At 74.6% G+C, this 22647-nt stretch carries 18 protein-coding genes and 1 riboswitch; of the genes, 5 read left to right on the top strand and 13 right to left on the bottom strand.

What is annotated here, in order from left to right; all coding sequences use genetic code 11:
• The first annotated feature begins 34 nt into the window (after positions 1 to 34).
• Entirely contained in the window at positions 35 to 1435 is a 1401-nt protein-coding gene (locus tag LPA42_RS12005) for an FAD-binding oxidoreductase (protein WP_077938128.1), read from the top strand.
• A 19-nt stretch (positions 1436 to 1454) separates the two neighbouring features.
• On the opposite strand, the gene LPA42_RS12010 is transcribed toward LPA42_RS12005, so the two are convergent.
• Both LPA42_RS12010 and LPA42_RS12015 read right to left on the bottom strand, forming a co-directional pair.
• Positions 1455 to 1991, bottom strand: coding sequence for a hypothetical protein (locus LPA42_RS12010; RefSeq protein ID WP_077938127.1), 537 nt, complete (start codon positions 1989 to 1991; stop codon positions 1455 to 1457).
• An 85-nt stretch (positions 1992 to 2076) separates the two neighbouring features.
• Complete coding sequence (locus LPA42_RS12015) at positions 2077 to 3945, bottom strand: glycerol-3-phosphate dehydrogenase/oxidase (RefSeq protein WP_077938126.1); 1869 nt, start codon at positions 3943 to 3945, stop codon at positions 2077 to 2079.
• 27 nt (positions 3946 to 3972) lie between these two features.
• Here LPA42_RS12015 and LPA42_RS12020 point away from each other — a divergent pair, with 27 nt between their 5' ends.
• Positions 3973 to 6405 (top strand): S8 family serine peptidase, encoded by a 2433-nt coding sequence (locus LPA42_RS12020; protein WP_077938130.1) that lies wholly within the window; start codon positions 3973 to 3975, stop codon positions 6403 to 6405.
• Positions 6406 to 6577: 172 nt separating this feature from the next.
• Complete coding sequence (locus LPA42_RS12025; RefSeq protein WP_077938125.1) at positions 6578 to 6841, top strand: hypothetical protein; 264 nt, start codon at positions 6578 to 6580, stop codon at positions 6839 to 6841.
• Positions 6842 to 6973: 132 nt separating this feature from the next.
• On the opposite strand, the gene groL is transcribed toward LPA42_RS12025, so the two are convergent.
• From groL to LPA42_RS12040, 3 genes are all read right to left on the bottom strand, one after another.
• Positions 6974 to 8596, bottom strand: a complete 1623-nt coding sequence (gene groL, locus LPA42_RS12030; RefSeq protein WP_043965179.1) for a chaperonin GroEL — start codon at positions 8594 to 8596, stop codon at positions 6974 to 6976.
• Between the two features lie 317 nt (positions 8597 to 8913).
• The gene (locus tag LPA42_RS12035; RefSeq protein WP_228986549.1) at positions 8914 to 10005 is read right to left on the bottom strand and encodes a hypothetical protein; all 1092 of its coding nucleotides are present in this window, start codon (positions 10003 to 10005) and stop codon (positions 8914 to 8916) included.
• 131 nt (positions 10006 to 10136) lie between these two features.
• A complete protein-coding gene (locus LPA42_RS12040; RefSeq protein ID WP_007073263.1) occupies positions 10137 to 10340 on the bottom strand; it encodes a cold-shock protein in 204 nt (67 codons plus the stop codon).
• A gap of 338 nt (positions 10341 to 10678) precedes the next feature.
• On the opposite strand from LPA42_RS12040, the gene LPA42_RS12045 reads away from it, so the two are divergent.
• Positions 10679 to 11158: an N-acetyltransferase gene (locus LPA42_RS12045; RefSeq protein ID WP_096761663.1), complete on the top strand. Its 480-nt coding sequence runs from the start codon at positions 10679 to 10681 to the stop codon at positions 11156 to 11158.
• 65 nt (positions 11159 to 11223) lie between these two features.
• On the opposite strand, the gene paaN is transcribed toward LPA42_RS12045, so the two are convergent.
• The 3 genes from paaN to thrC form a co-directional block, all read right to left on the bottom strand.
• Complete coding sequence (gene paaN / locus LPA42_RS12050; protein WP_198956610.1) at positions 11224 to 12897, bottom strand: phenylacetic acid degradation protein PaaN; 1674 nt, start codon at positions 12895 to 12897, stop codon at positions 11224 to 11226.
• An 86-nt stretch (positions 12898 to 12983) separates the two neighbouring features.
• Positions 12984 to 14003 (bottom strand): GNAT family N-acetyltransferase, encoded by a 1020-nt coding sequence (locus tag LPA42_RS12055; protein WP_077938121.1) that lies wholly within the window; start codon positions 14001 to 14003, stop codon positions 12984 to 12986.
• A gap of 363 nt (positions 14004 to 14366) precedes the next feature.
• Entirely contained in the window at positions 14367 to 15653 is a 1287-nt protein-coding gene (gene thrC / locus LPA42_RS12060; protein WP_077938120.1) for a threonine synthase, read from the bottom strand.
• 12 nt (positions 15654 to 15665) lie between these two features.
• Positions 15666 to 15797: riboswitch (SAM riboswitch) on the bottom strand.
• Positions 15798 to 16094: 297 nt separating this feature from the next.
• Here thrC and LPA42_RS12065 point away from each other — a divergent pair.
• Positions 16095 to 16475: a DUF4878 domain-containing protein gene (locus LPA42_RS12065; protein WP_144082678.1), complete on the top strand. Its 381-nt coding sequence runs from the start codon at positions 16095 to 16097 to the stop codon at positions 16473 to 16475.
• Positions 16476 to 16491: 16 nt separating this feature from the next.
• Here LPA42_RS12065 and LPA42_RS12070 read toward each other — a convergent pair whose 3' ends face one another.
• The 5 genes from LPA42_RS12070 to LPA42_RS12085 all read right to left on the bottom strand — a co-directional run bounded on the left by LPA42_RS12070 (position 16492) and on the right by LPA42_RS12085 (position 22369).
• On the bottom strand, positions 16492 to 17445 hold the full coding sequence (locus tag LPA42_RS12070) for a low temperature requirement protein A (RefSeq protein WP_077938118.1): 954 nt from the start codon (positions 17443 to 17445) through the stop codon (positions 16492 to 16494).
• On the bottom strand, positions 17418 to 17810 hold the full coding sequence (locus LPA42_RS33855; RefSeq protein WP_158229430.1) for a low temperature requirement protein A: 393 nt from the start codon (positions 17808 to 17810) through the stop codon (positions 17418 to 17420). Before LPA42_RS33855 ends, LPA42_RS12070 begins: the two co-directional genes overlap by 28 nt.
• Positions 17811 to 17926: 116 nt before the next feature.
• The gene (locus LPA42_RS12075) at positions 17927 to 18376 is read right to left on the bottom strand and encodes a DoxX family protein (RefSeq protein WP_077938116.1); all 450 of its coding nucleotides are present in this window, start codon (positions 18374 to 18376) and stop codon (positions 17927 to 17929) included.
• Positions 18377 to 18626: 250 nt separating this feature from the next.
• Positions 18627 to 19499: an ABC transporter permease subunit gene (locus LPA42_RS12080; RefSeq protein ID WP_077938115.1), complete on the bottom strand. Its 873-nt coding sequence runs from the start codon at positions 19497 to 19499 to the stop codon at positions 18627 to 18629.
• A complete protein-coding gene (locus tag LPA42_RS12085; protein WP_077938114.1) occupies positions 19499 to 22369 on the bottom strand; it encodes an alpha/beta fold hydrolase in 2871 nt (956 codons plus the stop codon). Before LPA42_RS12085 ends, LPA42_RS12080 begins: the two co-directional genes overlap by 1 nt.
• Positions 22370 to 22647 lie beyond the last annotated feature (278 nt).

Consider the following 22647-nt stretch of genomic DNA (forward strand, 5'->3'; position numbering starts at 1 on the left):
GCCGCCAACCTAGCCGCCGGTTAGCCTCTCCTGCATGGCCGGATCCCCTCTCCTCGCTGACCTGCGTGCCCTCCTCGGCGACGCCGCCGTCCTGACCGACCCCGACCTGCTGCGGATGCACGAGCGGGACGAGGCCGACCTGTGCGCCTCGGGCACGCCGCTGGTGGTGGTCCGCCCCCGTGACACCGCGCAGGTGGCCGGCGTGGTCCGGGCGGCGGCCCGGCACGGCGTACCCGTGGTGCCGCAGGGGGCGCGGACCGGGCTGGCGGGCGCGGCGAACGCGGTGGACGGCGCGGTGGTGCTGAGCACGGTGGCGATGGACCGGATCCTGGAGATCGACCCGGTGGCGCGGATCGCCGTGGTCCAGCCCGGTGTGGTGAACGCGACACTGGCCGGGGCGGTGCGCCGGGAGGGGCTCTACTATCCGCCGGACCCGGGCTCCTGGGAGTCGTCCACGATCGGCGGCAACGTCGCCACCAACGCGGGCGGCATGTGCTGCGTCAAGTACGGCGTGACCACCGAGTACGTGCTGGGCCTGGAGGTGGTGCTCGCCTCCGGCGAGGTGCTGCGCACCGGGCGGCGCACCGCCAAGGGCGTCGCGGGCTACGACCTGACCCGGCTCTTCGTCGGCTCGGAGGGCACCCTCGGGGTGATCACGGAGGTGACCGTGGCGCTGCGGCCCGCGCCGGAGGAGTCGCTCACCCTGGTCGCCGTCTTCGACTCGACGGCGGACGCCGGCACGGCGGTGGCCCAGATCGCCGCGAAGGGCCTCACCCCGAGCCTGCTGGAGCTGCTCGACCGCACCCACCTGCGGGCCATCGAGGCGTACCAGCCGATGGGGCTGCGCACCGACGCGCAGGCGCTGCTGCTGGCCGCCGTCGACACCGGTTCGCGGGCCGCCGACGACCTGGCGGGGATCGCCGAGGTGTGCGAGGCCGCCGGTGCCGACGAGGTGTACGCGGCCACCGACGCCGTGGAGGCGGCGGCGCTGCTCCAGGCCCGCCGGCTGGCCCACCCGGCGATGGAGAAGTTCGCCGCCGACACGTACCCGGGTGGCAACGGAGGGCTGGTGATCGACGACGTGGCGGTGCCGCGCGGGGCGCTCGCCGAGCTGCTGGACGGGGTGGCCCGCATCGCCGAGGAGTGCGCCGTGCCGATCGGGGTGGTGGGGCACGCCGGCGACGGCAACCTGCACCCGAACATCGTGGTCGACCGCGCCGACCCGGCGAGCGTGGAGCGGGGCCGGCGGGCGTTCGACGAGATCATGCGGCTCGGGCTGGAGCTGGGCGGCACCTGCACCGGCGAGCACGGGGTGGGGCTGCTCAAGCGGGACTGGTTGGCCCGGGAGATCGGGCCGGTCGGGGTGCGGGTGCACCAGGCGATCAGGTCGGCGCTCGACCCGACGGGGCTGTTCAACCCCGGCAAGGTGCTCTGACGCGGTCCTGGGCCCGGCCTCAGGCGGTGGCCTCCGCCGGGGTGGCCTGGGTGAGCAGCAGCAGGATCTCGTAGCCCAGGGGTGGCCGCTCCTCCCCCGGGCAGTCCTCGATCGTGATCGGGCCCGGCGTGGTGACCAGCACGGACGTCAGGGCGTCGATGCAGCTCACCCGGTAGCCCCGGGCCTTGTCGGTCTCGGCGGCCAGCCGCTCGTCGGTGAGCAGCGCGCGCAGCCGCTGCGTCTGCTCGGGGGCGAGTTGCCCGGACGACCGGACGTCGTCGCCGGCGCAGTTGGCGCAGTCCCACCGCCCGTCGGGCTGGACGGACAGCGTCCGCACCGGGCCGTCCTGGCCGTGCTTCTGCACCAGTTCCACCCGCACCGGCCCGCCGGCCGCCGCGCCACCGGCCGGGGATGCCGGCGACCCGTCGGGCGGCGGGGCGGTCGCCGTGCCGGCCCGGCGGACCGGCCCGACCGTCGAGCAGGCGGCGAGCGCCGCGACGAGCAGGGCACCGGCGGCCAACGGGATGATCGAACGCGCGCGGAAAGGGCGGATCACGCGCCGGAACGTACCCGATCATGGTGCCGTCGGGTACCGGCCGAGCGGCCGGACAGGGGTGGACCGCCCTCCGGTACGGGTTCGGCTACCGGGGGGACGACGGGAGTTCGACCGGATCGCCGTCGGCGCCCCGGTCCGCCGCGAAGCCGCGCACGTCCGGCGCGCCGAGCCGGGCCGCGTCCGCCGTCGCGTCGTCCGGCATGAGCTGCGACTCCCGCTCCGCCTCCACCCGGGCCCGGTAGTGCGCGACCTCACGCGCCCGGGTCGCCGCGTCCCAGCCCAGCACCGCGCCCATCAGCTCGGCGGTGTGCTCGGCCGACTCCAGGCCGCGGTGGGCCGTCTCGAAGGAGATCCGGGTACGCCGGGTCAGCACGTCCTCCAGGTGCAGCGCCCCCTCGGCGCGGGCCGCGTACGTCACCTCGGCCGCCAGGTATTCCGGCGCGCCGGCCAGCGGGGAGGCGAGCAGCGGATCGGCGTCGACCAGCGCCAACAGGTCGAGGGTGAGGGTGCCGTAGCGCTCCAGCAGGTGCTCGACCACGCCGACCGGCACCCCGTGCCGGCGGGCCAGGTCGGCCCGGTCCCGCCACATCGCGGCGTACCCGTCGGCGCCGAGCAGCGGCAGGTCGGCCGTGCGGGACGGGCGGACCCCGCCGAGCCGGCGGGCCGCGCGGTCCACCACGTCGGAGGCCATCACCCGGTACGTCGTGTACTTGCCCCCGGCGACGAGCAGCAGCCCGAGCATGGGCTCGACCACCGCGTGTTCCCGGGACAGCTTGGAGGTGGAGTCCGCCTCGCCGGCCAGCAGCGGCCGCAGGCCGGCGTAGACGCCCTCGATGTCGTCGGTGGTCAGCGGCCGGTCCAGCACCGTGTTGACCTGCTCCAGCAGGTAGGCGATGTCGCGGGCCGACGCGGCCGGGTGGGACCGGTCGAGCCGCCAGTCGGTGTCGGTGGTGCCGATGATCCAGTGCCCGCCCCAGGGGATGACGAACAACACACTGGTGGCGGTGCGCAGGATCAGGCCCGTCTCGCCGGTGATCGCCGAGCGGGGCACCACGAGGTGCACCCCCTTCGACGCCCGGACCCGGACGCCCCGGCGCAGCCCGACGTCGTTGAGCATCCGCGACATGTCGTCGGTCCACACGCCGGTCGCGGCGACGACGGTGCGGGCGCGTACTTCGAACTCGGCGTCCGGTGAGCCGGGCGGCGCCTCCAGGTCGCGGACCCGGACCCCGGTCACCTCGCGCGCCTGCCGGACGAGGCCGACGGCGCGGGTGCTGGTGACCACCGTCGCACCCAGGCTGGCGGCGGTGCGGGCCAGGGTGACCACCAGCCGGGCGTCGTCGACCTGCCCGTCGTAGTAGCGGATCGCCCCGGCGAGGCCGTCGGCGCGCAGGCTCGGGAAGATCCGCCGCGCGCCCTCCCTGCTGAGGTGCCGGTGCAGCGGCATCCCCCGCCCGCCCCCGAACAGCCCGGCGAACGCGTCGTACGCGGCCACGCCGAGGCCGTAGTAGGAGCGGCGGAAGGTGCGGCCGGGCAGGTCGCGCACGCCCTTGCCGGCGGGCAGCGGGACCAGGATCGGCACCGGCCGGACCAGGTGCGGGGCGAGCCGGGTGGCGAGCAGCCCCCGCTCGGTGAGCGCCTCGTGGACCAGGTGGAACTCCAACTGTTCCAGGTAGCGCAGGCCGCCGTGGATCAGCTTGCTGGACCGGCTGGAGGTGCCGGCGGCGAAGTCGCGCGCCTCCACGAGGGCCACCTTCAGGCCCCGGGAGGCGGCGTCCAGCGCCGCGCCGGCGCCGGTGACGCCGCCGCCGATCACCAGGACGTCGAACCGCTCGGCGCGCAGTCGCCGCAGGTCGGCGGCGCGGCGCGCCGGGGAGAGCTGGCCGGCGACGCTTCGGGAGACGTTGGGGTCACGCACCCGTCCACCGTAACCGCCGTGGCCACCACGCGGCATGTCGTGATCCGGCCGTACTGTCGGGGCATGGAGGTCGGTCCGTACGCAGGTCGTCCCTTTCCGCCCGTGGCCGTCCCGCCGGCCCGCCCCGGCCCGTGGCCCGTGGTGGCGGCGGTGCTCCTCGGGTGCTGGACGGTCGCGGTCGCCGTGCCGGGTGAGCTGGTCGGCTGGCTGGCCGACCAGGTCCGGCTCGCCACCGGCCTGGACCGGGTGGTCTGGCTGTGGCCGGTGGTCGCCGCCGTGACGGTGCTGCTGGCCGGGGTGCCGGCGCTGCTGCTGGCCCTGCTGCCCCGCTCCGGGGCGGTCCGGGCCACCGGCCGCGCCTGGCTCGCCGGGCTGCTCGCCCTCGGCGCGCTCACCGGCCTGCGCGCCCTGCCGCCGGTGCACCACGAGGCGTACCTGGCCGCGCTGGCGGCGACGGCCGCCCTGCTCGCCGTGGTGCTGCCCCGGCTGGTCCGGGGCCCCGCGCCCGCTGCCGCCACGGGCCCGGCCGGGCCCGTTCCGGCGGCCCCACCGGCCGTGACCTGGCTGGCGGTGGCCGCCGGGCTGGCGACGCTGCTGCCCTGGGCGTGGTTCGGCGCGCTCGGCGGGCTGCTGGAGACCGTGCTCGCGGCGGCGGCCGCGGCGGCCGTCGGCGTCCTCGCCGGGGCGCTGCTCGGCGCCCGGTTCTGGGCGCACCTCGCGGGCGGGCCGCCGCACCGGCCGGCGCGGCTGGTGCTGGTCGGCGGCCTGGTGGCCGGGGTGGCGCTGCTGCTGCTCGCCGCCGGCACCGGGCAGTCCGGCGCGCAGCTGCCCGCCCTGCTGACCCTGCCGCCGCTCGGCTTCGCGCTGGCCGCCCTCCAGGCTCCCGCGCTGCGTGCCGGCGGGCCCGCCGGCACCGCGCCCGTGCGCTGGCTGGTCGGGCTCGCCGCGTTCGGGCCGCTGGCCTTCGCCGACCCGGAGGAGATCACCCTGCTCCTGGCGACCACCCGGGACGTGCCGTTCTGGGTGGCGGTCGCGGCCGCCGCCGGGCTCGCGGTGGCCGCGCTCCTGGCGGTCGCGTACGGCGTGCTGCTGGCCCGCCCGCGTGGCCGCGCGCCGAGCCGGCCGGTGGCGGCGGCGACCGCCGGGGTGCTGCTCGCCGGGGCGGCGCTGGTCCACCTCGGCCCCGGCCAGCCCGGCCTGCACGGCGAGCGGTTGCTGGTGGTGCTGCGCGAGCAGGCCGACCTGGGCGGCGTGCCGGCCGGCGGGGCGGGTCAGGCGGGCCGGGACGCCCGCGCCCGGGAGGTCTACCGGCGGCTGGTCGCCACGGCCGAGCGCACCCAGGCGGGGCTGCGCCGCGACCTGAGCCGGCTGGGGCTCGACCCGACGCCGTACTACCTGGTCAACGCGATCGAGGTGGACGGCGGGCCGGCGGTGCGGGCCTGGTTGTCGCGCCGCCCGGAGGTGGACCGGGTGCTGCTGAGCCAGCGGCTGCGCCCGCTGCCGGCCGGGGCACCGACCAGCCGGGGCGATCAGCCGGCACCCTCCGGGCCGGCCTGGAACGTCTCCCTGCTCCGCGCCGACCGGGTCTGGTCGCAGCTCGGCGTGACCGGGGCCGGCATCGTGGTGGGCAGCTCCGACTCCGGGGTGGACGGGCGGCACCCGGCGCTGGCCGACGGCTTCAGAGGCGGCGACGACTCCTGGTACGACCCGTGGGACCACACCCGCGCGCCGACCGACCAGGGCGGCCACGGCACCCACACGACGGGCAGCGCCGTCGGGCGGGACGGGATCGGGGTGGCCCCCGGGGCGAGCTGGGTCGGCTGCGTCAACCTGGACCGCAACCTCGGCAGCCCGGCACGCTACCTCGACTGCCTCCAGTTCATGCTGGCCCCGTTCCCGGCGGGCGGCGACCCGTTCACCGACGGGCGTCCGGAGCGGGCCCCGCAGGTGCTGACGAACTCGTGGGGCTGCCCGCCGATCGAGGGCTGCGACCCGGCGGCGCTGCGGCCGGCGGCCGACGCGCTGGACGCGGCCGGCATCTTCGTGGTCGCGGCGGCCGGCAACACGGGGCCGTACTGCCGGTCGATCGAGGACCCGCCGGCGACGTACCCGGACGTGTTCACCGTCGGGGCGACCGACCGGGACCGCCAGGTCGCCGACTTCTCCAGCCGGGGGCCGGTGCCCGGCGTGGCGAAGCCGGATGTGGTCGCCCCGGGCGTGGGGGTGCTCTCCGCGATGCCGGGCGGCGGGTACGCCACGCTGGACGGCACGTCGATGGCGGCCCCGCAGGTCGCGGGCGTGGTGGCGCTGATGTGGTCGGCGAACCCGGCGCTGATCGGGGACCTGGAGCGCACCCGCCGGATCCTGCGCGACACCGCCGTCCCGGCCGGGGCGACGTACGCCTCCCGCGACCCGGCGGACGCCTGCGGCGGCGACGTGAACATCACCGGGGCCGGCCTGGTCGACGCGTACGCCGCTGTCCGCGCGGCGCGCTGAGGGGTAAGGAGGGGCCCCTTGTTAACGCATACGGTAGAGAGGGGTCCCCTTCTCACCCCCGCCCGCGCCCGCCCCGACGGCAGCAGCGGCCGAAACGGGCACGGGGGCGGATAGCGCCGTTCGACCGTCCCGGCCATCGACGGCCACCTACCGTCGAGGTGAGGAGGCAGCGATGACCACGGACGACGCACAGGCCGACGACCTGCGCCCCGCCGCCTGGGTGCCGGTCGAGGAGATCGCGGGGCAACTGCCGTTCGACCGGCTGGACTACGGCGACGCCGAGCAGTTGGCGGAGATGGCCGGGGGCGACGCGCTCGCGGCCGAGGAGCCGGTGGTCCTGGTCGACGAGCCGATCCGCGTCGACGAGCCGATCCGCATTCGCCGGCCGTCCGGCCGGGCCGGGAGGCGACGCGACCAGCCGCCCCTGCCGACGTGAGAGCCGGCGGCGGGCGTGTCGCCGAGGTGGGGGCACCAGCGGTGCTGGGCCGGCGCGACGCGGAAGGGGCGGGCCGCTAACGCGACCCGCCCCTTCGACGTGCGGTGTAGCTGAACTCGGGTGGGGCTGGACTCAGAAGTCCATGTCCCCGCCGCCCGGGCCAGCCGCGGCGGCCGGGGTCTTCTCCGGCTTGTCCGCGACGACGGCCTCGGTGGTGAGGAAGAGCGCCGCGATCGACGAGGCGTTCTGCAGCGCCGACCGGGTCACCTTGGCCGGGTCGATGATGCCGGCGGCCAGCAGGTCCACGTACTCGCCGCTGGCGGCGTTGAGGCCGTGGCCGGCGTCCAGGTTGCGGACGCGCTCGACGACGACGCCACCCTCCAGGCCGGCGTTGACGGCGATCTGCCGCAGCGGGGCGTCCAGCGCGATCTTGACGATCTGCGCGCCGGTCGCCTCGTCGCCGGTCAGGTCCAGCTTGTCGAAGGCGGTCTTGCCGGCCTGCACCAGCGCGACGCCACCACCCGGGACGATGCCCTCCTCGACGGCGGCCTTCGCGTTGCGGACGGCGTCCTCGATGCGGTGCTTGCGCTCCTTCAGCTCGACCTCGGTGGCCGCGCCGACCTTGATCACCGCAACACCGCCGGCCAGCTTGGCCAGGCGCTCCTGCAGCTTCTCGCGGTCGTAGTCGGAGTCGCTCTTGTCGATCTCGGCCCGGATCTGGTTGACCCGGCCCTGGATCTGCTCGGCGTCGCCGGCACCGTCGACGATGGTGGTCTCGTCCTTGGTCACCACGACCTTGCGGGCGCGGCCCAGCATGTCGAGGCCGGCGGCCTCCAGCTTGAGGCCGAGCTCCTCGCTGATGACCTGGCCACCGGTGAGGATGGCGATGTCGGTCAGCATGGCCTTGCGGCGGTCGCCGAAGCCGGGGGCCTTGACGGCCGCGGACTTGAAGACGCCCTTGACCTTGTTGACCACCAGGGTCGGCAGGGCCTCGCCCTCCACGTCCTCGGCGATGATCAGCAGCGGCTTGCCCGACTGCATGACCTTCTCCAGGATCGGGAGCAGGTCCTTCACCGACGAGATCTTGCTGTTGGCGATCAGGATGTAAGGCTCGTCGAAGACGGCCTCCATGCGCTCCGGGTCGGTCATGAAGTACGCGGAGATGTAGCCCTTGTCGAAGCGCATGCCCTCGGTGAGCTCAAGCTCCAGGCCGAAGGTGTTGCTCTCCTCGACGGTGATGACGCCTTCCTTGCCGACCTTGTCCATCGCCTCGGCGATGATCTCGCCGACGGTGCTGTCACCGGCGGAGATGGAGGCGGTGGAGGCGATCTGCTCCTTGGTCTCGACGTCCTTGGCGAGCTTGGACAGCTCCTCCGAGACGCTGGCCACGGCGGCCTCGATGCCCCGCTTCAGGGCCATCGGGTTGGCGCCGGCGGCCACGTTGCGCAGGCCCTCGCGGACCAGGGCCTGGGCCAGGACGGTCGCCGTCGTCGTGCCGTCACCGGCAACGTCGTCGGTCTTCTTGGCGACCTCCTTGACCAGCTCGGCGCCGATCTTCTCGTACGGGTCCTCGAGCTCGATCTCCTTGGCGATGCTCACACCATCGTTGGTGATGGTGGGGGCACCCCACTTCTTCTCGAGCACCACGTTGCGGCCCTTCGGGCCGAGGGTCACCTTCACGGCGTCGGCGAGCTGGTTCATGCCCCGCTCGAGGCCGCGGCGAGCCTCTTCGTCGAACGCGATCATCTTGGCCATACGGCGTTGTCCTCCTGGACACTCACGGGCCACCCGAGTGTGTGTCCCGGATGGGCCGCCTGGTGTACGCACCTTGGGACGTCGCCACCTGGCGACGACGACGTCTCCTCGGCCGGGCCGGATAGCCCGCGACGACCGGCCATGTGCCACCCGACGGATTTCCGCCGTGCGGCCGTGGCCCCACCGTCCCGACCATTGGCACTCACCCAAGGCGAGTGCCAATGACTTGTTTAGCACTCTGCCCTGCCGAGTGCAAGCACGATGCGGCGGACGGGCCGGGTCGACCCCGCCTGACCAGCGCGACCCGGCCCACCGGTTCAGCCGATTTCACCCGCCAGCCGGGCGGCGGTAACCGGGCCCTCGTACGCCCGCTGCTCGGCGTACGTGACGACCAGGCCGATCAGGTACACCAGGGCGGCCGGGACCGCGACCAGGGCGGCGCCCAGGGCGTACGCGACGTTCCAGCCGTCCAGCGAGGCGGCGTCGGCAGGGTCGGCGAAGAAGAGGGCGGCGACCTGGATCGGGGCCACGACCATGGACGCGAGGGAGGCGGCGAGCCCGACCAGCGCGATCCGCCCGAGCACGGGCCCGAGGCGGGCGTGGAACAGCTGCCGGGCCCGGCCGAGCGGCGCGCCGCCCTCGAAGAGCAGCACCGGGCCGAACAGGCTCAGCGCGGCCATCACGTACAGGCCGGGCAGGTAGCACAGCACGAAGCCGACCAGCATGAGCAGGACGTAGACCACCGTCCAGCCCCACAGCGCCGGGGCCCGGCGCAGGCCGTACGCCAGGGCGTCGCCCGCCGACGTCGGCTCGCCCGCGGCCTGCCGCGCCACCACCCGGGTGCCGGCGGCCCAGCCGACCGCCTGGACGAACCCGAGCAGGCAGCCGAGGCCGATCATCGCGGCGAAGAAGACGCCAAGGTCGGCGAGGTAGCCGTCGGGCAGCGGGGGCGGCGGCTCGCCGGGCGCGGTGGGCTCCAGCGGCGGCAGCGGGTACAGCGGCACGGTCGCCAGCAGCAGCAGGAGCGTCGGCAGGGCATGGGTGAGGGCCAGCACCGGCACGAGCAGCCGCCAGCTGCGGCGCAGCGTGCCGGAGCACCGGGAGAACCACCCGCTCAGCCCTTCCCCGGGCAGGGTGACCAGCGGGTCCGCCGGGTCGTAGCCGGGTGGCGGCCACGGCACCGCGTAGCCCGGCGGAAAGGGGTGGCCCGGCGGGTACGGCACGGCGTGCGCCGGCGGTAGCGCCGGGCCGGGGTGGGGCTGCCGGCCGGGGTGAAGTTGCTGACCGGGATAGGGCTGCTGGCCCGGGTGGGCCGGGAACCCGGTGGGGTGCCGGACGGGCGGGGGACCGACCGCAGCCGGCCCCTCGGGCCCCGGGAGGGATCGATCGGGTGGGGGTGGCTGGGACATGGGCCCTCCTCAGCGGCGACGCCGGAACGGCTCACGATCTTCCCTGGCCCGACCCGCCTCCGCCGCCCCGGGGCGACGCGCTCTGCCCAGCACCGGCGGCCCGCCCGCCCGCGGGCCCCAGCGTCGGGCGGTCAGGCGACGACGCGTACGCGCTCGGCCTGCGGCCCCTTCTGCCCCTGGGCGATCTCGAACTCGACGCGCTGCCCGTCGTCCAGCGCCTTGTAGCCGTCCATCTCGATGGCGGAGAAGTGGACGAAGACGTCCTGCCCCCCGTCGACGGCGATGAAGCCGTAGCCCTTCTCGGCGTTGAACCACTTCACGGTGCCCTGTGCCACGGTGCACTTCCTAACGTCGCGCGGCCTTCCACGAGCGGGTACGCCGACGGAACCGGCGGCCCCGGGAACACCGGTTTCACCCGTCTGCGCCGACCGGGAAACCAGTGACCGAAATCGCACGCTACACGAGGAGTGACGATGGCGCACGGCCACAAATGGGGCTATAACGGACCGACCTCAACCCGGCACTCCATAGGCGACCATCACTGCGATAGGTATGCGGGATGACAGCAGTTTCCCGCCCGCCGACCGACCCGGGCAGCGCCCCGACGGGGACGGCCGACACCGTCGCACGGGCAGCCGACGTACGCCGGGTGACCCTGCCGGACGCGGCCCGGATGCGGGCGCTGCGGCTGGAGATGCTCGCCGACGCGCCGCTGGCCTTCCTGGAGACCCTGGCGGAGGCCGCCGCCCGCCCGCATGCCGAGTACGCGGCCCGCGTCGCGTCGGTCGCCAGCGGCCGGCACACCGCCCAGTTCGTCGCCGACCCCGGCGCGGACCGGCCCGGCGGCCCCGCCGGGCGGCTCCTCGGGCACGCCGGCGGGACGGTCTCGGCGGACGAGCCCGGCCTCACCGTCGTCTACGCCGTCTACGTCACGCCGGCCCGGCGCGGCACCGGGCTGCTCGCCGCGCTGATCGAGGGGGTCGCCGCCTGGTCCCGGGAGTGCGGTCGGCCGGAGCTGATGCTGGAGGTGGTCGTCGGCAACGACCGCGCCTACCGGGCGTACCGGAGGCTGGGCTTCGTCGACACGGGCGTGCGGGTGCCGCACCCGAGGATCCCCGCCCTGCGTGAGCTCCAGATGCGCCGCCCGGCGTGAGGCGGGGCGTTTGCAGGGGCCCCCTGTACAACAGAATGCGTTAACAAGGGGCCCCTCCTTGCACCTCAGGCGGGGCGGCGGCTCTGGACGATGCGGAACCGGTTCGCCACGTACGCGCCGTCGGTCAGCGCCGCGTTCGCCGCCGCGTTGGCGCCGCTGCCGTGGAAGTCGGAGAACGCCGCCGACTGGTTGACGAAGACGCCGCCGGTCAGGTTGCACGACAGGTGCACCCCGACGTCGATCGCCGCCGCCTCGGCCGCGTCCAGCACCGCCGGGTCGGTCGAGTAGACGGCGGCGGTCAGCGCCCCGGACTCGCCAACGGTGGCGCGCAGGAGCTCCAGGCTGTGCGCGGTGGAGTCGGTGGCGATCACGAACGAGATCGGCCCGAACCACTCCCGGCCGTACGTCGCGGTGTCGGCGGCGGCCAGCTTGACGATGGTCGGCGTCCGCACCACCGCGCCGGGGAAGGCCGGGTGCTCGACGGTACGTGACTCCAGCACCGCCGCCCCGACCTTGGTGACCTCGTCGAGGCGCTCCAGCACCCCGTCGTTGACGATCGCGCCGGTCAGCTCGACGCCCCGGGCCGGGTCGGCGGTGAGCTTGCCCACGGCGGCGGCGATCCCGGCGGCCACCTCGTCGAAGCTCTTGTGCCCCTGGTCGGTGTCGATGCCCCCGGCCGGGATGAGGATGTTCTGCGAGGTGGTGCACATCTGGCCGCTGTAGAGGGTCAGCGTGAAGCCGAGGTTGCGGCACAGCCCCGCGAAGTCGTCGGTGGAGTCGATCACCACCGTGTTCAGGCCGGCCTTCTCCGTGTAGACCGTCGCCTGCCGGGCGTTGGCCTCCAGCCAGTCGCCGTACTCGGTCGAGCCGGTGAAGTCGACGATCTTCACGGCCGGGTGCAGGGCGAGGGTGGTGGCGAGCTTCTCGCCGGGCGCCTCGGGGGCGAGCAGCACCAGGTTGGGGTCGAAGCCGGCCTCGGCGAGCACCTCGCGGGCGTACTTCACGGTGATCGCGAGCGGCAGCACCGCGCGGGGGTGCGGCTTGACGACCACCGGGTTGCCGGTGACCAGCGAGGCGAACAGCCCGGGGTAGGAGTTCCAGGTCGGGAAGGTGTTGCAGCCGATCACCAGGGCCACCCCGCGCGGCACCACGTGGAACGTCTTGGTCATCCGCAGCGGGTCGCCCTTGCCGGCGGCCTTCTCCCAGCCGGCCGTCCCCGGGTGGCGGGTCATCTCCGCGTACGCGTAGGCGACCGCTTCGAGGGCCCGGTCCAGCGCGTGTGCGCCGCCGGCCTGGAAGGCCATCACGAACGCCTGGCCGCTGGTGAACTGCACCGCGTTGGCCAGCTCGAAGACGTGCTTGTGCAGCCGGTCGAGGATCTCCAGGCAGACGCCCGCGCGGGCCTGCGGGCCGGCGTCACGCCAGGCGGGCAGGGCGGCGGAGGCGGCGGCCACCAGCTCGTCGGCGCCCGGGTGCGGGTAGCGCACGTTCAGCTCCAGCCCGAAGGGGCTGGCCTCGGTGGCGACCCGGTCGCCGGTGCCGGGCTGGTCGAGCGGGAAGTCGCCGTTCAGGTACGCCTCGAACGCGGCCTTGCCGTCGGCGGCGGCGGTCTCGCCGTAGACCCGGGGGCTGGGTGACTCGGGATAGGCGGACCAGTACCCGCGCTCCGTGATCGCGGTCAGCGCCCGGTGCAGGGTGTCGGCGTGCTTGTCGTACTCGGGATGCGGGGTCTCCGTCATGCCCGCCATCATGCCGCAGCCGGCGGGCGGGCAGTAGGGTCGGCGGACGCCGCCGGCCGCCCGCCGCCCCCGCCGCCAGCCGGCGGTCAGAGGGTGAGCTGCCAGTCGGTCCAGGCGTCGACCGGGCGGAACCCGAGCGCCTCGTTGATGGTGATCATGTACGTGTTGGCCTGCGCGTTGAAGGTGTCCACCGCGCGCAGCCCCGGCTCGTGGGCGAGCGCGTACCGCAGGTTCTCGACCTTGACGAGCAGCCCGAGCCGGTGGCCCCGGTGCGCCGGGTCGACGATGGTGATCTGCTGCCACGCGTGCCACGGCACGTTGGGGCCGACGTCGATCGTCGTCCAGGCGACCAGCCGGCCGGACGCGGCGTGCACCGCCCCGTGGTGGTAGCGGCGGCGGCCCCGCGCGTCCAACGCCCGCTCGACGCCCCGGATCCGCTCGACGTCGACCCGCTCCGGCTCCCACTCCATCTCGCCCAGGGGCGCGTCGGCCATCAGCCGGCCGTCGAGGTGGGCGACGTCGGCGACGAGCTCCTGCGGGGCCGCGCCCTGCCAGCGGACCGTGCGGTAGCCGGCGGCGCGGGACCGGGCGTCGGCCAGCGCCGCGTCGAGCGCGGCATGGTCGAGCCGGGTGGTGTCGAGGCGGCGGCGGACCTCGGCGAGCACCGCCCGCGCGCCCGTCGCCGCGGCGAACGCCCCGCCGGCCCCGCCGCGCGCCGGCCCGCCGGGCAGGGCCGCGACGGTCGCGCCGATCACCCGCTTGCGCCCCCGCTCGCGCAGCAGCTCCACGCCGTGCGCGTGCAGCGCCCGGCCGACCCCGCGCCGCAGGTGCGTCGGGTGCACGAGCAGGTCGACGGTGGCGTTGTCGGTGTTGTCGAGCTGCGGCAGGTCGAGGGCGAGGTAGCCGGCCGGCGCGCCGTCGAGCCGGGCGAGCGCCCAGACCGGCACGTTGCCCGGCATCGGGTGCCGGATCGCCGCCTCGAAGCGCCGCCGGCACAGCGGCGGGAAGTCGGGGACGTCCGCCTGGTCGGCGGCGGCCCGGATTCCGTACGCCGCGTCGACCGCGCCCTGGTCCGCCGGGTCGATCGGGGTGATGGTGATGCGCATGGGCCGAGGGTGGCCGGGGAAAGACGATCGGGCCAGCGAATTTCTCCGCTGGCCCGATCGGACGTTGGTCGGGAGGGACGATCGCACAACGCCTCCGGCGTTGGGTCGTAAGAACTTAAAGTCTACGGCGAAACGCCCTCCCGCACGGAGCATCTTGCGCCGTCCGGTTCCTGCCGTCAAGTCCTCGGCGGCGGGTTTTTGCGTACGGAGGGCAAAACGTCGGTTACCCGACGGATCGGTTCCCTTCGTGAAGGCGCGCGATGTCGGCGACATGGGGGTGTCCCGGCCGGCGGATGCCCCCATGTCGCCGACCCGGCGTCGATCAAGTCTCGACCGGTACGGCGGCCCGGGCCGGACGGGGACTCAGCCGAGCAGGCCGGCGTCGCGGGCCGCGCGCAGCGAGGGCTTGATCCGGTGGGTCGGGCCGACCTGCGGGGCGACGGCGTCGATGGTCTTGAGCCCCTCGCCGGTGTTGAACACGACGGTCTCCGCCGTCGGGTCGAGCCGGCCGGACTCGACCAGCTTGCGCAGCACCGCCACGGTCACCCCGCCGGCGGTCTCGGCGAAGATCCCGGTGGTGCGGGCCAGCAGCCGGATGCCCGCGCGGATCTCGTCGTCGTCGACGTACTCCATCCACCCGCCGGTGCGCCGCACGGCCTCCAGCGCGTAGAGGCCGGCGGCGGGGTCGCCGATGTTCAGCGACTTGGCGATGCCGGTCGGCTTGACCGGGGTGATGGTGTCGGTGTCGGCGTGCAGGGCCGCCGCGATCGGGTTGCAGCCGGCCGACTGCGCCCCGAACACCTTCCAGCCGCCGGCCGGGGCCTCGACGAGGCCGATCTCGACCAGCTCGCTGAACGCCTTGTCGATCTTGGTGAGCAGCTCGCCGCTCGCCATCGGGATGACCACCTGGGCCGGGATCCGCCAGCCGAGCTGCTCGGCCACCTCGTACCCGAGGGTCTTGGAGCCCTCCGCGTAGTAGGGCCGGACGTTGACGTTGACGAAGGCCGTGTCCTCGAACTCGTCGGTCTCCACCAGCTCGCCGCAGAGCCGGTTCACGTCGTCGTACGAGCCGTCGATGGCGACCAGTTCCCCGCCGTAGACGGCGGTGGTGACCACCTTGCCCGGCTCCAGGTCGCTGGGGATGAACACGATCGACGGGGCCCCGGCACGGGCCGCGTGGGCGGCGACCGAGTTGGCCAGGTTGCCGGTCGACGCGCAGGCGAAGCGGGTGAAGCCGAGCGCCCGGGCGGCGGTGAGCGCCACCGACACCACCCGGTCCTTGAACGAGTGGGTGGGGTTGGCGCTGTCGTCCTTGACCCAGAGGGGGGCGGTGATGCCCAGCTCGGCGGCGAGGTTGCCGGCGGCGACCAGCGGGGTCAGCCCCGGGTCCACGGTCACCCGGGTCGCCGGGTCCTGCCCGGCGGGCAGGAGGGCGGCGTACCGCCAGAGGTTCTGCGGGCCGGCCTCGATCTGCTCGCGGGTGACCCGGGCCAGGGCCGCCGCGTCGTAGTCGACTTCGAGGGGGCCGAAACACTCGTAGCAGGCGTGCTGCGCGGCGAGCGGGTAGCGCGCCGAACAGGCGCGGCAGACCAGGGCGCGGGCGGGGCTGGCGGCGGTGTCGATGCCGGGCGCGGCGAGGGTCGACGTCATGTCGAGGAGGTCCTCTCATCTTTCCCCGCATCGCACCCTGCGGCGGGGACGGAATTGGCACCTGTCCGCGCCGCTCGTCATCGAACGCACGGGTGGTTGCCGGGGCTTCGTCGGGCCGTATCCCTCTGCCCCTCTGGATGAGGTATTCAGTTGTGCCGCCGAGTCTACGGCGGATCGCGGCGACCGCCACCCGAGCTTCCCAGCGTATGGGCCGGATCGGGGGTGCCGACTTGGTCACATCATCGCTCTCCGCACCGCCACCGCCACCCACGGCGACCACCTCCGGGGCTTCCGGAAGGGCGGGTGGCCTGCGCTTTCTAGCCTGACAGCGTGACCTACCCCCCGACGCCCGGCACGCCCGGGCCACCCCCGAGTCCCGGCATGCCCGGGCCGCCCTCGAAGCCCCGTGGGACCGGCCGGACGACCCGTACCGTGATCATCGTGGCCGCCGTGGTGGCGCTGCTCTGTTGCGCCGGCGCGTTCACCGGCGGCGGCATCTGGTTCTTCCGCACCGTGCAGGGCACCACCGCGCCCGCCCGGAACGCCGCGACCGCATACCTCGACGACGTGCGGGACGGCAACCATCCGGCCGCGTACGGCCGGCTCTGCGAACAGCTGCGCAGCCAGCTGACCGAGGAGGAGTTCGCCCGGGCCCGGGCGGCCGAGCCGCCCCTGGGCAACTACCGGGTCACCGCCACCGAGGTGAGCAGCAGCACCGACAGTCAGTCCCGGGCCGAGGTGACCGTCACCGCCGCCGGCCGGCAGCAGGTCCTCACCCTGGTCGAGGAGGACGGCGACTGGCGGGTGTGCGGGGGGATCTGAGCGGCACCGGCCGGGATCAGCGGTGGTGCCGCCGCCACCGCGCCTCCCGGACCTCGCGCGCCTCGCGTTCCTCCCGCACGGCCTCGTGCAGCGCCCACCGCGAGCCCGCCAGCAGCACGATCTCGGCGACGACCAGGCCGACGGTGAGCACGGTGAGCAGGGCCACCGCGACGAGGGCGGGGAGGCGGCCGGCGACGGGCACCGCGGCGACCACGAGCACCACGACGGTGACCCGGGTCCACACGACGGTGCCGAGGACCCGGAGCTGGAAGGCGACCAGGCTCACCAGGTAGAGGGCGGCCCCCGTGAACAGCAGGGGGCCGCCGGGGCCGGGCAACGGGCCGAGCAGGTCGACGCCGGCCGCGCCGAGGTGGTGCACCATCTGCTCGCCGCCGAGCGCCACCAGGATGAGCCCGGCGATCATCGGCAGGTGCAGGTAGAGGTAGCCGTCGCGGGCCGCCGCGATCCGGTCGGGGCCCCGGCGGCCGTGCATCGCCAGCTCGGCGGCCGGGGCCAGGCTGTCGAAGTAGAGCCACCAGAGGCTGACGATGGCGGCCAGGCCCGCCAGCGTGGTGTAGAAGGTGGGCCAGGTGACCGGCTGGCCGAGGACCCCGCTGCCCAGGCCGATCGAGATGATCAGCTCGCCGAAGGCGATGATGACGATCAGCTCGAAGCGCTCGACGAAGTGGCCGGGGGCGGCGATCCGCCAGCCGGACAGCCCGACGGCGAAGCCGTTGCCGTACTCGACCAGCACGGCGAGGGCCCAGATGCCGGGCCGGACCCAGACGTGGTCGGTGCCGCCGGGGAGGTCGGGCACGAATGCCGCCGCCAGCAGCAGCCCGGTGGAGACGACGACCGCGAGGCCGATCCGGACGAGCTGGCGACGCTCCTCGGGCAGGTCCCGGACCGCGTACAGGTGCAGCCCGAGGTGCAGCCCCCGGATCAGGAAATAGCAGATGGGGAAGAGCACGGGGGCGGGGCCCCGCCCGACTGGTCGCCGAACGCCTGCGGGATGGACAGGGCGATGCCCAGCACCGCCCCCATGGCGGTCAGGGTCACCAGCGGGGCGATGCCCTCCCCCAGGCGCACCCGCTGGGCCACCAGCATGTGGGCGATCCAGCACAGCCACAGCAGGGCCAGGACGAGCATGCCCTTGACCAGCCCGTGGGTGCTCAGGTCCTCGGCCACGAACCGGGAGACGTTGAAGAGGCCGTAGACGAAGACCAGGTCGAAGAAGACCTCGACGCGGGCCACCCGGGCCCCGGCGGCGACCGTGCGGACCGGGCGCCAGCCCGGATACCTGCGGCTGCCCACCTGCGCGAGTCTGGCAGCCACCCCCGGGCGACGGTGCCGGAACGGCGAGATGGGGGCGGGTGCCGCGACTACCGCCGGGGCGGGTGCTCAGGGGTGCCGTCTTCGCTGGCAGCCCGCCCGCCCCGGCGGCGGTCGGGTCAGGCAGGCACCGAGCGCTTGCTCGGGGCGGGCGCCGCGACGGCCGGCTCCCGGCGGCGGCCCAGCAAGGTGTCGACGGCCCACGTCCCGGGGCCGAGCACCGCGATGAGCACGAACGACCAGCAGAACAGCGCGGACAGTTCACCGCCGTTGCGCAGCGGCAGCAGCCCCTCCGGCTGGTGCACCACGAAGTACGCGTACGCCATCGAGCCCGAGGCGAGCAGCGCGGCGGGTCGGGTGAACAGCCCGGCCAGCACCAGCGCGCCGCAGACGGCCTGGATCAGGGCGGCGTACCAGCCTGGCCAGGTGCCGAGCGGAACCGCCTGACCGGTTCCTCGCGCACCGCCGAAGACACCGAGCAGCGACGACAGGCCGTGGAACAGAAAGAGCAGGCCAATCACCATGCGGAACAGGGACAGGACGGGACCGCCAAGTCGGTCAATGTTCATACCACACCTCCAGTGACAGAAGTCAATGCAGCTAGAATGCGGTAAGAATTTGATAAGGTCGATACTTGTCCCTGTCCGTGGGAGCGTTCCCACGATATTTGAGACGCGGAACATCCCCACCAGCAGAAGCGCTCGCCGCGACCTCCACGCCAGGCCCGATCGGTCACGCCAGACCCGATCGCCCGCCGACGCCCGACCTGCCCGCCAGGCCCGATCGGTCACGCCGGCGGGTAGCTGCCCGGCTCCGCCGTCAGCTCGTGACGTCCTTGCGGGTGAAACGCCAGAAGGCCAACGACCAGAACAGGGTGGCGTAGGCGATCGCGGAAATGCAGCCGCGCACCAGGTCGTCGGTCTGCACCGGCGTCGACAGCAGCCCCAGCCAGGCGTTGGCGTAGTGGGTGGGCAGGAACGCCCGGATCCCGCCGAGCGCCGTGATCTGGTCGAGAATGCTGGACAGGATCCACAGCAGCACCGCGCCGCCGACCGCGCCGAGCGCCGCGTCCGTGACGACCGAGAGCAGGAACGCGAGCCCGGCCACCGCCAGCAGGACGACCGCCAGGTAGCCGAGCACGGCCGCCAACCGCAGCAGCCCCTCACCCGGGTCGAGCTGGGCGGAGACCTGGCTGCGCAGCGGCTCCCAGCCGTACCGGAGGGTGCCCGCGAGCAGGGCGGTACCGGCGAGCAGCAGCAGGGCCAACCCCGAGTACGCGAGCGCCACCAGCAGCTTCACCGCCAGCAGCCGGGCCCGGGGCACCGGCACGGCCAGCAGGTAGCGCAGGCTGCCCCAGCTCGCCTCGCTGGCCACCGTGTCGCCGCAGAACAGCGCCACCACCACGACCAGCAGGAACGACGCCGAGACCAGCAGCGAGAACAGGGTGAAGTTGAGCCCGCCCGAGGTGGCCAGGTCGGCGAGGCTGGAGAACTCGCCCCCGCCGCCGTCGTCGTCGTTGCCCGAGTCGAACTGGAACGCGACCAGCACGATCAGCGGCAGCAGCACCATGAACCCGAGCGCGAGCTGGGTGCGCCGCCGCGACGCCTGCCGGCGGAACTCCGCCGCGAACGGCAGGGTCGCCGACGGCCGGTAGCCGGCCGCCGCGCCCACCGTGGAAGACGACTGCGCCATCACCGGTCCCCGCTTCCCCGAGAGTTCTCGCCCACCAGGGCGAGGAACGCGTCCTCCAGGCGGCGGCGCGGCACCACCCGGTCCACCCCGATCCCGGCCCGGACCAGCTCGGCCACCACCTCGCTGCGGGCGGTGCCGTTGGTGTCCACCACCAGCTGCCCCTCGGCGTCGGGCAGCACGGTCACGCCGGCCAGCCGGCCCAGCACGTCGCGCGCCGCGTCGGGGTCGGTCACGTCGAACAGCACGCTCGGCGACTCGCCGACGATCTCCTCCACCGGGCCGGACGCGACGATCCGCCCCTTGTTGACCACCACCGCGTGGGTGCAGGTCTGCTCCACCTCGGCGAGCAGGTGGCTGGAGACCAGCACCGCCCGGCCGTCGGTGGCGTAGCGCTGGAGCACCCGGCGCATCTCCGCGATCTGCGGCGGGTCCAGGCCGTCCGTCGGCTCGTCGAGCACCAGCAGCTCGGGCAGGCCGAGCATGGCCTGGGCGATGGCGAGGCGCTGCCGCATGCCGTGGCTGTACTTGCGCGTCTTCCGGTGCACCGAGTCGCCCAGCCCGGCGATCTCCAGCGCCTCGTCGAAGTGCGCGTCCGCCCACGGCCGGCCGGTGGCCCGCCAGTAGGCCTTCAGGTTGTCCAGGCCGGACAGGTGCGGCAGGAAGCCGGGGCCCTCGACCAGTGCGCCGATGCGCGACAGCACCGGCGAGCCGGGCACCAGCCGCCGGCCGAAGACGTAGATCTCGCCCGCGGTGGGCTGGGTCAGCCCCATCAGCACCCGCAGGGTGGTGGTCTTGCCCGCGCCGTTGGGCCCGAGCAGGCCGACGACCTGGCCGGGGTGCACCTCGAAGTCGACGTTCGACACGGCGACGAAGCCGTCGGCGTACTCCTTGCGGAGCTGGCGCACGGCCAGCGGCGTGCCCGCGTACTCGGGATGCACGGAGCTGTCCTGACGGCGGTGCCGGCGGCGGGCGACCAGGATGACCGCGGCGAGCCCGACCGCGATGGCGGCCAGCAGCCCGGCCAGCACCCAGCGCCAGACGACGGCCGTGGTGGGGATCGGCTCGCCGGCCACGGTCGGCAGCACGAGCGGGCCGTCGCCGGCCGCCACGGTGTAGACCGCCGGCTCGACCGGCGTCGTGTACGCCTGGTCGGACGTCGCGACCACGACCCGCAGCCGGTGCCCGGCCTCGACCCGGCGGACGATCGCCGGCAGGGTGACCGTGACCGGCTTCGCGGCCCCGACGTCGGCCGGCAGGCCGGTGAGCCGGACCGGGGCCACCAGCCCGTTGGGCAGCGTCGCCGCGCCCTGCGGGTCGACGTCGTAGAGCTTCACGAACAGCACCGCCTCGCCGCTGGCCGACGCGGCCCGCAGCGTGACGGTCGGCGAACCGGCCACGTCCACGGCCTCGTCCAGCGGCGCGGACTCGAACCGGGCGTGCTGGCCGGGCACGTCGCCGGCCACGCCGCCGAGCAGCGAGCCGAGCGCACCGGCGAACGGGATCGAGGAGACCGCCGCCGGGTTGCCGTTGGGCGGGTTGGCGACCGGCTGGGCCGGGCCGGTCACCGCGACCTCGCGGCGCGCGTCGCCGGCCAGCCCCGGGTAGTCGGTGGTGCGGAAGCCGGTGGCGACCAGGCCGCGGTCGAGGGCGTCGAAACCGGCGATCCGCGAGTACGTGAAGTCGTCGCCGGGGGCCGCCCCCTCGCCCTTGACGTAGTGGTCGAGCCACTGCACGGTCAGGTACTTCACCCGGTCGGAGTCGTTGCGCGGCCCGTCGCCGCCGTCGTGGCCGCCGGTGAACCAGGCCACCCGGACCGGGGTGCCGGCGGCGGCGATGCCGCGCGCGTTGGCGTCGGCCTCGGCGAGCGGGAAGAGCGTGTCGGCCTCGCCCTGCACCAGCAGGGTGGGCGCCTTGATCCGGTCGAGCACGCCGGCCGGGCTGGACCGGCGGAGCAGGTCCACGGCCGCCTGGTCGCCCCGCCCGGTGGTGGCGATCCGCAGGTACGCGGCGCAGACGTCGGCGGCGAACCGGCCGCAGGACGGGTCGGCCGCCCCGGCCGGCGCGCGCCCCGAACCGGTGCCCGGCCCCGCGCCCGGTGCCGGGCTCGGCGGCCCCGCCGAGGCCGGGTTGCCCTCGGGCTGGGCGGCGGAGGTGCCGGAGAGCCCGGCCGGGCCGGAGCCGGCGTTGCCGCCGCCGCCGAAGAACAGCCCCGCCCAGCCCTTCTTGAACACGCCGGAGGTGGCGGGCCCGCCGGTGCTCTCCGGCAGGAACGCGCGGGACAGGTCGTTCCAGGTGATCATGGGGACGATCGCGTCGACCCGCTGGTCCTGGGCCGCCAGCAGCAGGGCCAGGCCGCCGCCGTACGAGCCGCCGACCACCCCCACCCGGGGGTCGCCGGCGGCGTCGGTGCGCACCTCGGGCCGGGCGGCCAGCCAGTCCAGCAGCCGCTGCGCGTCCCGCACCTCGTGGTCGGGGCTGTCCAGGTGGATCTGGCCGCCGCTGCGGCCGAAGCCGCGCGCGGTCCAGGCGAGCACCGCGTAGCCCTGGCCGGCGATCTCCTCGGCGTCGGAGCGGACCGACTCCTTGGTGCCGCCGAAGCCGTGCGCGAGCAGCACCGCCGGCACCCGGCGGTCCGCCGAGGCACCATCGGGCAGGTAGAAGGTGGTGTCCAGGTCGACCGGCTCGTCGCCGGCCGGCCCGGAGCGCACGGTGATCATCGCGGGCTCGGCGCGGAAGCCGGCCTCGCCGGGCCGGGCCGCCCAGAGCACGGCGGCGGCCAGCAGCACGACCGCCACCGAACCGGCGACGATCCGGCGGGGGCGGGTGGCCAGGGCCCGTCGGACCGGTGCGGCCGACAACGGCGATCTCATGCGGCAACGGTACGGTGCGGATCCTGAGCGTTCGCTGAGATCCTCCGTACGTCCGTCCGGCCCGGCCGATCGGCGACCCGTTTTGATCGTTTGCGCAGCGTCCGCCGCATCCCAGCGGGATGAATTCGGATCATGTGAATTCCGATGTTCGACCGAAATCGCACCCGATCAGGCCATCTCCTCCGGGCAGTCGCCACCGAGGGTGTCGCATCGGTCGACACCAGGTGACATCGCTCGTAGTGACGCAAAACTGACCGGCCGGCGGCTCTGCGTGCCGG

It is taken from the genome of Micromonospora sp. DH13 (assembly GCF_020873825.1).
Lineage (GTDB): Bacteria > Actinomycetota > Actinomycetes > Mycobacteriales > Micromonosporaceae > Micromonospora > Micromonospora haikouensis.

What these genes read in the sequence shown, in the direction of transcription:
- LPA42_RS12025 (WP_077938125.1), top strand. Translation starts at nt 6,578, where the DNA reads ATGACCACGGACGACGCACAGGCCGACGACCTGCGCCCCGCCGCCTGG.
- paaN (WP_198956610.1), bottom strand. Translation starts at nt 12,897, where the DNA reads ATGACGGAGACCCCGCATCCCGAGTACGACAAGCACGCCGACACCCTG.
- LPA42_RS12055 (WP_077938121.1), bottom strand. Translation starts at nt 14,003, where the DNA reads ATGCGCATCACCATCACCCCGATCGACCCGGCGGACCAGGGCGCGGTC.
- LPA42_RS12045 (WP_096761663.1), top strand. Translation starts at nt 10,679, where the DNA reads ATGCGGGCGCTGCGGCTGGAGATGCTCGCCGACGCGCCGCTGGCCTTC.
- LPA42_RS12035 (WP_228986549.1), bottom strand. Translation starts at nt 10,005, where the DNA reads ATGTCCCAGCCACCCCCACCCGATCGATCCCTCCCGGGGCCCGAGGGG.
- LPA42_RS12020 (WP_077938130.1), top strand. Translation starts at nt 3,973, where the DNA reads ATGGAGGTCGGTCCGTACGCAGGTCGTCCCTTTCCGCCCGTGGCCGTC.
- LPA42_RS12005 (WP_077938128.1), top strand. Translation starts at nt 35, where the DNA reads ATGGCCGGATCCCCTCTCCTCGCTGACCTGCGTGCCCTCCTCGGCGAC.
- LPA42_RS12075 (WP_077938116.1), bottom strand. Translation starts at nt 18,376, where the DNA reads ATGAACATTGACCGACTTGGCGGTCCCGTCCTGTCCCTGTTCCGCATG.
- groL (WP_043965179.1), bottom strand. Translation starts at nt 8,596, where the DNA reads ATGGCCAAGATGATCGCGTTCGACGAAGAGGCTCGCCGCGGCCTCGAG.
- LPA42_RS12015 (WP_077938126.1), bottom strand. Translation starts at nt 3,945, where the DNA reads ATGCCGCGTGGTGGCCACGGCGGTTACGGTGGACGGGTGCGTGACCCC.
- LPA42_RS12080 (WP_077938115.1), bottom strand. Translation starts at nt 19,499, where the DNA reads ATGGCGCAGTCGTCTTCCACGGTGGGCGCGGCGGCCGGCTACCGGCCG.
- thrC (WP_077938120.1), bottom strand. Translation starts at nt 15,653, where the DNA reads ATGACGTCGACCCTCGCCGCGCCCGGCATCGACACCGCCGCCAGCCCC.
- LPA42_RS12085 (WP_077938114.1), bottom strand. Translation starts at nt 22,369, where the DNA reads ATGAGATCGCCGTTGTCGGCCGCACCGGTCCGACGGGCCCTGGCCACC.